This window comes from Paracoccus sp. Z118 (genome assembly GCF_019061185.1).
In the GTDB taxonomy this organism is placed as follows: domain Bacteria; phylum Pseudomonadota; class Alphaproteobacteria; order Rhodobacterales; family Rhodobacteraceae; genus Paracoccus.
In genome coordinates this window covers 1-12,133 of sequence record NZ_JAHQZU010000020.1, presented here as the reverse complement: position 1 = coordinate 12,133, position 12,133 = coordinate 1, and the positions used below count along the sequence as shown (strand labels likewise).

The 12,133-nt window shown below is 68.0% G+C and carries 11 protein-coding genes; 9 read left to right on the top strand and 2 right to left on the bottom strand.

Annotated elements, in window-relative coordinates; genetic code table 11:
* Window positions 1-36: 36 nt before the first annotated feature.
* The gene (locus KTN05_RS13760; RefSeq protein ID WP_217329987.1) at window positions 37-831 is read right to left on the bottom strand and encodes an MBL fold metallo-hydrolase; all 795 of its coding nucleotides are present in this window, start codon (window positions 829-831) and stop codon (window positions 37-39) included.
* 114 nt (window positions 832-945) lie between these two features.
* On the opposite strand from KTN05_RS13760, the gene purQ reads away from it, so the two are divergent.
* From purQ to KTN05_RS13730, 6 genes are all read left to right on the top strand, one after another.
* Window positions 946-1,620, top strand: coding sequence for a phosphoribosylformylglycinamidine synthase subunit PurQ (purQ, locus tag KTN05_RS13755; protein ID WP_217329986.1), 675 nt, complete (start codon window positions 946-948; stop codon window positions 1,618-1,620).
* A 97-nt stretch (window positions 1,621-1,717) separates the two neighbouring features.
* The gene (locus tag KTN05_RS13750) at window positions 1,718-3,496 is read left to right on the top strand and encodes an ATP-binding protein (protein ID WP_217329985.1); all 1,779 of its coding nucleotides are present in this window, start codon (window positions 1,718-1,720) and stop codon (window positions 3,494-3,496) included.
* 20 nt (window positions 3,497-3,516) lie between these two features.
* A complete protein-coding gene (locus KTN05_RS13745; RefSeq protein ID WP_217329984.1) occupies window positions 3,517-4,851 on the top strand; it encodes a sigma-54 dependent transcriptional regulator in 1,335 nt (444 codons plus the stop codon).
* Complete coding sequence (locus tag KTN05_RS13740; RefSeq protein WP_371823366.1) at window positions 4,848-5,399, top strand: OsmC family protein; 552 nt, start codon at window positions 4,848-4,850, stop codon at window positions 5,397-5,399. Before KTN05_RS13745 ends, KTN05_RS13740 begins: the two co-directional genes overlap by 4 nt.
* 439 nt (window positions 5,400-5,838) lie before the next feature.
* Window positions 5,839-8,592 (top strand): ribonuclease E/G, encoded by a 2,754-nt coding sequence (locus KTN05_RS13735; RefSeq protein ID WP_217329983.1) that lies wholly within the window; start codon window positions 5,839-5,841, stop codon window positions 8,590-8,592.
* A 74-nt stretch (window positions 8,593-8,666) separates the two neighbouring features.
* Window positions 8,667-9,404, top strand: coding sequence for a cytochrome c biogenesis CcdA family protein (locus tag KTN05_RS13730; RefSeq protein ID WP_217329982.1), 738 nt, complete (start codon window positions 8,667-8,669; stop codon window positions 9,402-9,404).
* 3 nt (window positions 9,405-9,407) lie between these two features.
* On the opposite strand, the gene KTN05_RS13725 is transcribed toward KTN05_RS13730, so the two are convergent.
* Complete coding sequence (locus KTN05_RS13725; protein WP_217329981.1) at window positions 9,408-10,199, bottom strand: enoyl-CoA hydratase; 792 nt, start codon at window positions 10,197-10,199, stop codon at window positions 9,408-9,410.
* Window positions 10,200-10,256: 57 nt separating this feature from the next.
* On the opposite strand from KTN05_RS13725, the gene KTN05_RS13720 reads away from it, so the two are divergent.
* The 3 genes from KTN05_RS13720 to rpsI all read left to right on the top strand — a co-directional run bounded on the left by KTN05_RS13720 (window position 10,257) and on the right by rpsI (window position 11,816).
* Window positions 10,257-10,694 (top strand): PaaI family thioesterase, encoded by a 438-nt coding sequence (locus KTN05_RS13720; RefSeq protein ID WP_217329980.1) that lies wholly within the window; start codon window positions 10,257-10,259, stop codon window positions 10,692-10,694.
* Window positions 10,695-10,824: 130 nt separating this feature from the next.
* Window positions 10,825-11,289 carry a 50S ribosomal protein L13 gene (gene rplM / locus KTN05_RS13715; protein ID WP_217329979.1) on the top strand — a complete coding sequence of 155 codons (465 nt, stop codon included), beginning with the start codon at window positions 10,825-10,827 and terminating at the stop codon, window positions 11,287-11,289.
* Between the two features lie 2 nt (window positions 11,290-11,291).
* The gene (gene rpsI / locus KTN05_RS13710; RefSeq protein ID WP_217329978.1) at window positions 11,292-11,816 is read left to right on the top strand and encodes a 30S ribosomal protein S9; all 525 of its coding nucleotides are present in this window, start codon (window positions 11,292-11,294) and stop codon (window positions 11,814-11,816) included.
* The last annotated feature ends 317 nt before the right edge of the window (window positions 11,817-12,133 follow it).

The following is a 12,133-nucleotide window of genomic DNA, read 5'->3' as shown; positions in this document are numbered from 1 at the left end:
AGGAAGCGGCCGGGCGATTGCCCGGCCGTTTGCATTTCAGTCCGCGGGCCCCTTGGGGTCGTCGGTGCCGGGATACCAGTCGAGGATGACGGTCTCCGTCGCGGCGCCGGTCGCGGTCAGCTTTTCCGCGAACTCCGCCGGGTCCTGACCGCGGTGATGATAGGGGATCACCATGCGCGGGGCCATTTCCGCCACGCCTTCGACGGCCTGATCGACCGACATGGTATTGGGCAGGTTCATCGGCACGAAGGCGAGCGCGATGTCGGTCTGCGCCCGGAACTCGGATGTCGCCTCAGTGTCGCCCGCGATATAGATGCGGCCGTGTTCGGGCGAGGTCAGCACATAGCCGTTGTCGCGCCCCTGCGGGTGATATTGCAGCCGGTCAGGGGTGATGTTGTAGGCGGGCACCGCCTCGATCGCCATTCCCGCGACCTCGCCGGCATCGCCGTTGGCCATCGCGGTGGCGCGGGATTTCAGCGCCTCGGGCAGCATCTCGGCCACGGCGGGGTTCACGATCAGCGCGGCGTTCTCGTCCAGCAGCGCCTCGATCGTGGGCAGGTCGAAATGGTCGCCATGCTCGTGCGTGACCAGGATCGCGGCGGCGCGGGGCAGGTTCGCATAGGGCTCGGCCCCGCCCACCGGATCGATCAGGATCGCCTGTCCGCCCAGCGTCAGCATCAGCGAGGCGTGTTCGATCGGCGTCACGAAGGACGGCGCGGCATCAGGCGCGGCGGGGCTGGCGGCCTGCGCGCAGACGCGGCGCGGCAGGATGAGCGGGGCGGCCATCGCCGCCGCGCCGAGGATCAGGGTCTGGCGTCTGCTGGGGGTCATCTCGTCTTCCTCCTGTGATTGACGGGGGAACCGGGCGAAGGGCGGCAGGGTTCCCCCTTTAATCGGCGGTCCGTAGCGATTATCTGGGCGTCACCGCTGCCGAGGATTCCCGCCATGAAAGCTGCCGTCGTCACTTTCCCCGGATCGAACTGCGACCGCGACCTCGCCGTCGCGCTGGAACGCGCCGGCGCCGATGTCGCCCGCGTCTGGCACAAGGACGCCGAGCTTCCCGCGGGCACCGACCTCGTCGCCGTGCCGGGCGGCTTCTCCTTTGGCGACTACCTGCGCTGCGGCGCGATTGCCGCGCAGTCGCCGGTCGCCGCGGCGATCACGCGCCATGCCGAACGCGGCGGTTATGTTCTGGGCGTCTGCAACGGCTTTCAGGTGCTGACGGAACTGGGCCTGCTGCCGGGCGCCCTGATGCGGAACGCGGGGCTCAGCTTCCTGTGCCGCGACGCCGAACTGACGGTCGAGGACAACGGCAGCGATTTCCTGTCGCAATACGCGGCGGGCGAGCGGATCAGCCTGCCGGTCGCCCATCACGACGGCAACTATCAGATCGACGCGGACGGCCTTGCCCGGCTGGAAGCCGAGGGGCGGATCGCCCTGCGCTATGCCCCGGCGATCAACGGCTCCATCGCGGATATCGCGGGCGTCCTGTCCGAAAACCGCAGGGTTCTGGGGATGATGCCGCATCCCGAGCGCGCGGCCGATCCGGTCCACGGCGGCACCGACGGGGCGCGGATGTTCAGCGGGCTGGTCGGCAGTCTGGTCCGGGAAACGGCCTGACCCTGACCCCGCGACCCACATCATGCCCATTCGGTCATATTGAGCGGGAAGCGCGCAGCGTCTATCACGGTGCGACGCGCATCTGCGGACAGGGCTGATGGCTGAGCGGGAGATCTTCGACGGCGAGTCCGATCGCCGCGCGACCTTGCGCGCGCGGTGGATGCCGCGCGTCGTCATCGCCGTGCTGCTGGCCGCCGCCGTGGGCGCGATCTTCTACACCAACCACTGGCTGACCGAACGGTTCTCGGAAAACACGCGGGTTCGGGCGGAACTGCGCTCGGCGCTCTATACCGGCAACCTGATGTCGGAATTGCAGCGCACCTCGGTCGTGCCGCTGCTGCTGGCGCGCGATCCGGCGCTGATCTCGTCGCTGTCGGGGCAGGATTTCTCGACCATCTCGGCCCGGCTCATCAGCGCGCAGAAGGATATCGGCGCGGCGTCGATCCGGCTGCTGGACGGATCGGGCCGCACCATGGGCGCCACCGACCGGCAGCTTCTGGGGACGAGCTATGTGCTGGCGCCGTTCTATGTCGAGGCGCTGCGGACGAACGACACGGTGTTCACCGTGACGCCCTCGCCATCGGGCGGGCACGAGTTCAACTTTTCGCGCGCCATCGTCTCCGAAGGGCGGTCGCTGGGGGTGATCGTCGTCGGCGCGGATCTGGGGCGGCTGGAAAGAAGCTGGGCGGGCATCTCGGACGCCGTGGCCGTGACCGACAGCGGCGGGCAGATCATCCTGACGACCGAGCCGCGCTGGCGGGGGCTGCCGCTGGAAGAGGCGCTGGCCGTCCGCTCGGCCCCCAGCGCGATCGAGCGCGCGTTCCAGGTGACGGCGGACTGGAGCCGGCCCGCCGACGCCTATCTGCGCGGCAAGGCGGTGATGCGGACCGAGGCCAAGATCCCGTTCCGCGGCTGGCGGATGATTTCCTTCACCACCTACGATTCCACGCGGGACCGGGTGAACGCCTATCTGGCGCTGGAGATCATGGGCCTCGCCATGGCGCTGGCCATCGGTTTCTACATCCTGTCCCGCCGCGCCCGGTCGATGACCCATCGCTACATGCGCGAATCGGCCGACCTGCGGGCGCTGAACGCCCGCCTCACGCGAGAGATCGCCGAGCGCGAGCGGGTGCAGCGCGAGTTGCGGGTGGCCGAGCAGACGGTGCAGCAATCGAGCAAGCTGGCCGCGCTTGGCGAGATGTCCGCCGGCATCAGCCACGAGCTGAACCAGCCGCTTGCGGCGATGAAGACCTATCTGGCCGGCTCGCGGCTGCTGCTGGAGCGGGGGCGGCCCGACGAGGCGCTGTCCAGCTTCCAGCGGGTCGATGACCTGCTCGACCGGATGGGGGCGATCACCCGGCAGCTGAAATCCTATGCCCGCAAGGGCGGCGAGGCGTTCGAGCCGGTGGACCTGCGAATGGCGCTGTCGGGGGCGCTGACGATGATGGAATCGCAGCTTCGCAACCGCCGGGTGCGGTTGCAGCGTCGCCAGCCGCGCGATCCGGTGATGGTCTATTGCGACCGCATACGGCTGGAGCAGGTCATCATCAACCTGATCCGCAACGCCATGGACGCGACCCGTGACCAGCGCGACCCCTCGATCGCGATCACGATGGAAAGCGGCTCGCACGCTCATCTGTCCGTGAGCGACAACGGGCCGGGGGTTGCCGATCTGGAAAAACTGTTCGAACCGTTCTGGACCACGAAGGCGCCGGGCGAAGGCACCGGGCTGGGAATGGCGATATCCTCCGGGATCGTGTCGGACTTCGGCGGGCGGCTGACGGCCCACAACGCCGAAGGGGGCGGGGCGGTGTTCGATCTTGTCCTGCCGCTGTATGAGCCCCGGCTGGACAGCCGGCGCACGGCGGCGGAGTGATGAAAGGAAAGGATGAAGCGATGACCCAGGTTCTGACCGTGGCGATCGTCGATGACGAGCCGGACATGCGGGACTCCATCAGCCAGTGGCTGGGGCTGTCGGGCTATCGCACCGAGGTGTTCGCCAGCGCCGAGGAGGCGCTGAAGGCCATCGGCCCCGACTGGCCGGGGGTGGTGGTGTCCGACATCCGCATGCCGGGAATGGACGGGATGGCGTTCCTCAAGCGGCTGATGGGGCTCGACAGCGGCTTGCCGGTGATCCTCATCACCGGCCACGGCGACGTGCCGATGGCGGTCGAGGCGATGCGGCTGGGCGCGATGGACTTCATGGAGAAGCCCTTCAACCCGGACCGGATGACCGAACTGGTCAAGAAGGCCTCGCAGGCCCGGCGGATGACGCTGGACAACCGCGCCCTGCGCCGGGATCTGAGCGAAGGCCAGCAGGTGATGTCGAAGCTGGTCGGCGCCAGCCCGGCGATGGAGCGGCTGCGCGAGGATATCCTCGATCTCGGGCAGGCCGACGGGCATGTGCTGATCGACGGCGAGACGGGCACCGGCAAGACGCTGGTCGCCCACGCGCTGCACGCCGTGGGGCCGCGCGCCACCAAGAAGTTCGTGCCGGTGAGCTGCGCCGCCTATAACGACGAGGCGCTGGCCGCGCGGCTGTTCGGCCCGTTCGAGGACGGCCTGCCGGCGGTCGAAGAGGCGCGGGGCGGCACGCTCTGCCTCGAGGATATCGAGGCGCTGTCGGAACCGCTGCAGGCGCGGCTGCTGGCCTTCATCGCCGAGCAGGGAACGCCCGCCGAGACGCGGATCATCGCCATCTCGAACGCCCGCGGCGAGGGGCGGCGGGCCGAGGACAGCCTGCGGCCCGACCTGTTCTACCGCCTGTCGGCCCTGCAGATCACCCTGCCGCCGCTGCGCCAGCGGGGCGAGGACATCCTGTCGCTGTTCACCCGCATGACCGAGCAGTTCGCCGAGGAATATGGCTGCGAGCCGCCGCAGGTCACGGCGCAGGAGGCGGCGCAGCTTCTGCAGGCGCCGTGGCCGGGCAACGTGCGCCAGCTCATCAACGTGGCCGAACGCGCGGTGCTTCAGAACCGGCGCGGCACGGGGTCCATCACCTCGCTGCTGATGGCCGACGGCGACGACACCCGCGAGGCGACTACGACAGAGGGCAAGCCGCTCAAGGAATATGTCGAATCCTTTGAGAAGATGCTGATCGACAATACCATGCGCCGGCACAAGGGAAGCATCAGCGCCGTGATGGACGAGCTTTGCCTGCCGCGCCGGACGTTGAACGAGAAGATGGCGAAATACGGCCTCAGCCGGGGGGATTACCTCAGCGGCCAGTGACCGGGAGGGGCGCGATGGAGCAGGGCGAGCACGGCTGCAAAAGCCGGATCGAATGGACCGGCAATCGTGGGCAGGGCACGGCCAGCTATCGCGGCTATGACCGGACCTGGGACATCGCGGTGCCTGGCAAGGTGGTCGTCCATTGCTCGAACGACCCGCTGCTGGGGGGCGATCCCGCCCGCATGAACCCCGAGGATCTGCTGCTGTCGGCGCTTTCCGCCTGCCACATGCTGTGGTTCCTGCATCTGGCGAGCAGCACCGGAATCGTGGTGCACAGCTACGCGGATACCCCGCTGGGGATCGGCCGCTCGGCGCCGGACGGCTCGGGGCAGTTCGTCCGGGCGGTGCTGCGGCCGCGGATTGGGCTCGCCCGGATGGCCGACGCAGCGCGGGCCGACGCCCTTCACCATGAGGTCGGCGGCTATTGCTTCATCGCCCGGTCGGTGAATTTTCCGGTGGCGCACGAGGCCAGCTATCACCCGGCAGAGGCCGCGGCGGCGGGAAATCGGGCGGGCACGGATATGCGGCCCGACAGTTTCGCATTGTAATTCCGCGCCCCGTGCCCCTATGTTCAATCAGTTGCGGTTGCCGACACCCCAGTGCGCGGCACCACACAAACCAGTTTCGCAGCATGGGCGTGCGGACCTGTCCGGTTGGGCAGGGCGCGGACCATGCCGGAAAAGCCGGTCGGCGATGTCCCTGGGGACGGATGCCGGCCAGAATGATCGCCGCCCTGTCCCCGTTCCGGGACCGCAGGGCATGAGTTAACAGACGCGATGGAGCGCGCCGCCGGAAGTGACCAGGGCAGGAACGCGAGCGGACAGGCAGGGAGGCGGCGGGGCATGATCCCTTGGGCCGCCCGCACCGATTCCGCTTTCGCTCCCGCCCCGAGCTGCCGGCCTGCGCCCGCCGCGTCCGCATCAAGTCGCACCCTGTCCCTTTCCCCGCCGACGCGCGGGCTGGACCGGCTGCGCGAAAGTATTTCAAATGGCAAACAAGATGCTGATCGACGCGACGCACGCGGAGGAAACGCGCGTTGTCGTCGTGGACGGAACCAAGGTCGAAGAATTTGACTTTGAGACCCTGAACAAGCGCCAGCTTGCGGGGAATATCTATCTGGCCAAGGTGACGCGGGTCGAACCCTCGCTGCAGGCCGCCTTCGTCGATTATGGCGGGAACCGGCACGGCTTTCTCGCCTTCGCGGAAATCCACCCCGACTACTACCAGATTCCCGCCGCCGACCGGCAGGCGCTGATCGAGGAAGACCGGGCCGCCGCCGAAGCGGCCGAGGCCGAGGAAGAGGCGCGGCACCGCCGCTCGCGCGCGCGCCGGGCGCAGGCGGAAGGGGCGTCGAACGAGGATGCGGTCGCCGTTTCCGATGAGACGGCCGAGCAGTCCGATGATGCGGCGACGGGAGGCTCCGCCGACGAGCCGCACGCGGAGACTGCCGCCCAGGAGACAAGCGATCCTGCGGATTCGGACGCCGAGGACAACGGCGACGACGACGAGCACGATCACGCCGACCGGCAGATCGGGGCCGCATCGGAGCGCGACGACACCATCGAGTCCGTCGCCGAAGAGTACGTGACCGAGGAAATCCGCCCGGCCAAGAAGCCGCGCGCCCGCCGCTACAAGATCCAGGAAGTCATCAAGGTCCGGCAGATCATGCTGGTCCAGGTCGTCAAGGAAGAGCGCGGCAACAAGGGCGCGGCGCTGACGACCTATCTGAGCCTTGCCGGGCGCTACTGCGTGCTGATGCCCAACACCGCGCGTGGCGGCGGCATCTCGCGCAAGATCACCAACGCCGCCGACCGCAAGAAGCTGAAGGAAATCGCCTCGGAACTCGAGGTGCCGAAGGGCGCGGGCCTCATCATCCGCACCGCCGGCAGCCAGCGCACCAAGACGGAAATCCGGCGCGACTACGAATATCTGATGCGGCTGTGGGAGCAGATCCGCGAGCTGACCTTCAAGTCGGTCGCGCCCGCGCCGATCTATGAGGAAGGCGACCTCATCAAGCGTCAGATCCGGGATCTTTACAGCAAGGACATCGACGAGGTTCTGGTCGAGGGCGAGCGCGGCTATCGCACCGCCAAGGATTTCATGACGATGATCATGCCGTCCCACGCCAGGAACGTGAAGCTCTACACCGATCCGGTGCCGCTGTTCGCGCGCTATCAGGTCGAGGGCTATCTGGGCGGGATGTTCAACCCGGTCGTGCAGCTGAAGTCGGGCGGCTACATCGTCATCGGCGTGACCGAGGCGCTGGTCGCCATCGACGTGAACTCCGGCCGGGCGACGAAGGAAGGCTCGATCGAGGACACGGCGACCAAGACCAACCTCGAGGCGGCGGACGAGATCGCGCGGCAGTTGCGGCTGCGCGACCTGGCCGGGCTGATCGTGATCGACTTCATCGACATGGACGAGCGCAAGAACAACGCCGCCGTCGAGAAACGCTTCAAGGACCGGCTGAAGACCGACCGCGCCCGGATTCAGGTCGGCCGCATCTCGGGCTTCGGCCTGCTGGAGATGAGCCGCCAGCGGCTGCGTCCGGGGATGCTGGAATCGACCACCCAGCCCTGCGCGCACTGCCACGGCACCGGGCTGATCCGGTCGGACGATTCGATGGCGCTGACGATCCTGCGCGCGATCGAGGAAGAGGGGACGCGGAAACGCTCGCGCGAGGTGCTGGTTCGCGCGCCCGTGGCCGTCGCCAACTTCCTGATGAACCAGAAGCGCGAGCATATCGGCATGATCGAGACGCGCTACGGCATGGCCGTGCGGGTCGAGGCTGACCCGACGCTGATCTCGCCCGATTTCGCGATGGACAAGTTCAAGACCGCGACCCGGAACGTGCCGGAGCCGGTGTCGAACGTGGTCTCGGCCACGGCGAGCCTGATGGCGCAGATCGACGACGAGGATCTGGGCGACGAGGACGAGGACGACACGGGCGAGGTCGAGACCGACCGGGTCGAGACGCAGGACGCGGCTCACGAGTCGGGCGAGGCGCGGACCGAGAGCGAGGACGGCGACGAGGGCGGCCGCTCGAAGCGGCGTCGGCGTCGCCGTCGGCGCGGCGGTCGCGGCGAAAACGGCGAGAATGGCGCGCACGACTCGGATGCGGGTGACGAAGGCTCGGACGAGGTCGGTGACGAAGCCGGGGCGGAACCTGCCGAAGCCGAGGCTTCCGGCGAGGCAGCCGGTGAGGAAAACGGGCGGCGCTCGCGTTCGCGCAGCCGCTCGCGCTCGCGCAGCCGCTCGCGCCGGAATGGCGATGCCGAGGGGTCGCAGGCGCAGGAGGCTGCGGCTGAAACGGCAGAGGGCGTGACGACCGCAGGGGACGAAACGGCCGCGCCTTCGGAACCGGTCGAAGACGCCGTAGCCGAAACGGAGCCTGCGGAAGCGCCGGTGGTCGGTGACGATTCGCGGACCGAGGCGCCGGCGGAGGCTGCCGAGGAAACCGCGCCGGAGACCGCCCGCGGCGCAGCCGCCGACGAGGCCGCGGCCGAGGCGCTTGCTCCAGAAGCAGCGGCCACGGATGCTTCAACCGAAACCGAAACCGAAACCGAAACCGAAACCGAAACCGAAACCGAAACCGAAGCCGAAGCCGAAGCCGAAGCCGAAGCCGAAGCCGCGCCGGAGCCCGAGCCTCAGCGGACCGAAGCCCCGGCATCCGCGACCGAACAGCAATCCGACGAGCCGGAGCGGCCGCGTCGGCGCGGCTGGTGGTCCTTCGGGGCGTGATCTGACGCAGCCGTGACAGCATGGCGCATGGGCCGGGGCTTCCCCGGCCCATTTCTTTAGGCCAAGGTGCGGCCATGTTTGGAATCGAGCTTGTCGACGCATCCTTCGTCGCCGCCGCGCTGGTGGCGATGGTCGCGGGAATCCTGTCGTTCCTGTCGCCCTGCGTGCTGCCCATCGTGCCGCCCTATCTTGCCTACATGACCGGCGTGAAGGTCAGCGCCCTTCAGACGCGCGAGCGCAGCGCCGTCCTGCCGGCGCTGTTCTTCGTGCTGGGGCTCAGCACGGTGTTCCTCATCATGGGTTACGCCGCGTCCACCTTCGGCCGGGCGTTCCTCGCGTGGCAGCCGCTGCTGATGAAGGTCTCGGGCGTCTTCATCATCTTCCTCGGCCTGCATTTCCTGCGGGTGATCCGCATCCCGGTCCTGGACCGCGAGGCGCGGATGGAGACGGGCGATCAGGGCGGCTCGACGCTCGGCGCCTATCTGCTGGGGCTGGCCTTCGCCTTCGGCTGGACGCCCTGCATCGGGCCGCAGCTTTCCATGATCCTGACGATGGCAGTGACGGACCCCGCCCGCGGAACGGGCCTGCTGGGGATCTATGCGCTGGGGCTGGGCGTGCCGTTCCTGCTGTCGGCGATCTTCATCGAACGGTCCATGTCGCTGATGAACCGCATCAAGCGGCACATGGCGACGATCGAACGGGTGTCGGGCATCCTGCTGATCGTCGTGGGGGTGATGATGCTGACCGGCTGGCTGTCGATCATCAGCTACTGGCTGCTCGAGAACGTCCCGGCGCTGGGGCGGATCGGCTGACGCTCAGGCGTCGGCCCAACGCGGCGCCCGTTTTTCGAGGAACGCGTTCAGCCCCTCGTCGGTGTCCGGCAGCATCATGTTCTCGCAGATCGCGGCGCCCATCCGGTCGTAGGCCTCGGCCCGGCCCATCGCCGCCTGTTCGTGGAACGCGCGCTTGCCCAGCCGCACCGCCGCCGGCAGGCGCGAGGCGACCGTGCGGGCCAGCGCCGTCGTTTCCTCGGTCAGCTTCCCGGCAGGCACGACGCGGTTGACGAGGCCGAGTTCCCGCGCGCGGCCAGCGTCCATGAACTCGCCCGTGACCAGATATTCGAACGCCGCGCGGGGCGGGATGGCGCGGGTCAGCGCGACCATCGGGGTCGAGCAGAACAGCCCGATATTGACCCCGTTGACGCCGAAGCGGGTGCCCTCGGCCGCCACGGCCATGTCGCACGAGGCGACGAGTTGGCACCCCGCCGCGGTGGCGATCCCCTGCACCTCGGCGATGACCGGCTGGGGCAGGGCGGGGATCAACTGCATCATCTGCGAGCAGGCGGTGAACAGCGCCTCGAACTCGGCCCGGCCGCCGTCATTGTCGCCGCGCGCGCCCTGCATCTGACGGATGTCGTGGCCGGCGCAGAACGCCTTGCCCTCGGCCGCGAGGATCACGACGCGGATGTCGTCGTCGGCGGCGATCCCGGTGAAGGCGTCCGCAAGCGCCGCGATCATCTGCCGCGACAGCGCGTTGTAGTTGCCGGAGCTGGTCATCACCAGCCGGGCGATGTGGCCGTCATCCTCGCGCCGCAGCAGATCGCTCATCTTGCATCCCTTCCCCTGTTTGCGACAGCTTAGCGGCGCATGGAGCAGGGGGAAAGCATGGCGGACTTCGGCGTGGGCGATCTGAACGACTATCTGGCAGAGGTCTTTCCGCAGGCGAAGGGCTATGTGGTCGAGGAAATCGGCGCCGAGTCCGTCCGCGTCCGCCTGCAGGTGGAAGATCGGCATCTGCGCCCCGGCGGCACCATCTCGGGTCCGACGATGTTCGAACTGGCCGATTTCAGCATGTATGCGGCGATCCTGTCGCGGATCGGCAAGGTGGCGCTGGCGGTGACGACGAATGCCGGCATCGACTTCATGCGCAAGCCCGAGGCCGCGCGCGACCTGCTGGCCGAGGCGCGGCTGCTGAAGCTGGGCCGGGTGCTGGCGGTGGGCGACGTGATGATCCGCTCGGACGGGGGCGCGGACGTGGTTGCGCGGGCGTCGATGACCTACTCGATTCCGCCGGAGCGGGCGGAAAACGGCGGTTTACGGTAGGGTATTGTAATACCCGTTTCGCAACCCGTTGTATTTGCGGATGTTTACGTCGCCTGCCGCGCTTGACCTGAGCGCCGCGATCCCCGATATACGCCCGATCCGAATTCCACATCCCCCGAAAGGGCGAACCATGAAGACCTATACCGCGAAACCGGCGGATATCGACAAGAAGTGGATCCTGATCGACGCCGAGGGCGTCGTGCTGGGCCGTCTTGCAACGATCGTCGCCTCTCGCCTGCGCGGCAAGCACAAGGCGACCTTCACCCCGCACATGGACATGGGCGACAATGTCATCATCATCAACGCCGACAAGGTGCAGATGACCGGCGACAAGCGCGACGACAAGAAATACTACTGGCACACCGGCCATCCGGGCGGGATCAAGCACCGCACCGCCCGCCAGGTGCTGGAAGGCGCCCACCCGGAGCGTGTCGTCATCAAGGCCGTCGAGCGGATGATTTCCCGCAACAAGCTGGGCAAGCAGCAGATGTCCAACCTGCGCGTCTATGCCGGCGAGCAGCACCCGCACGAGGCGCAACAGCCCCAGGTGCTGGACGTCAAAGCGATGAACCCCAAGAATACGCGGAGCGCCTGATCATGGCCGAAGACATCAAATCCCTCGACCAGCTGCGGGATGCCGTCACCGCCAACGCCGGGGCCGTTCAGGGCACGGCCGCGGGCGAATCGCTCGGCCTCCAGCCTGCCGCCGCCCCGCGCGAGCCGCAGCGCGACGAGTTCGGCCGCGCCTATGCGACCGGCAAGCGCAAGGACGCCGTCGCCCGCGTCTGGGTGAAGCCCGGCTCAGGCAAGATCGTCGTGAACGGCAAGGATCTGACGGAGTATTTCGCGCGTCCGGTGCTGCAGATGATTCTGCGTCAGCCTTTCGACGTGGCCGGCGTGGCCGGTGAGTATGACGTGAACGCCACCGTCGCCGGGGGCGGGCTGTCGGGCCAGGCAGGCGCCGTGAAGCACGGAATCTCGAAGGCGCTGCAGCTGCACGAGCCCGCCCTGCGCGGCGCGCTGAAGGCGGCGGGATTCCTGACCCGCGATTCGCGCGTGGTGGAGCGGAAGAAATACGGCAAGGCCAAGGCCCGCCGCTCGTTCCAGTTCTCGAAGCGCTGATTCTTCTCACGATGGACCAGGCAAAGGGCGCGGCATCAGCCGCGCCCTTTGTCGTTTCCGAGTCGCCGATGAGGTGATTCCGTCATCCGAACGTCGCGAATCCGTGCCAGATTCGCAGGCGGAAGGCTGTCCCCCGGCGCAGTGTCGTCGGTGTGCGGACTGAGGAGGGGCGGAAAGCGTCGCTATTTCAGTCGGTTGCATATTTCATGTCGCTGCCGCGATTTTTCTTCTTGCTCTCTCCGTTCGCTGGCCCTAGATACCGCTTCACCGAACGGCGGGGACGCCAGACGGGACGGGGAAGCCGGTTGGCGGACCCG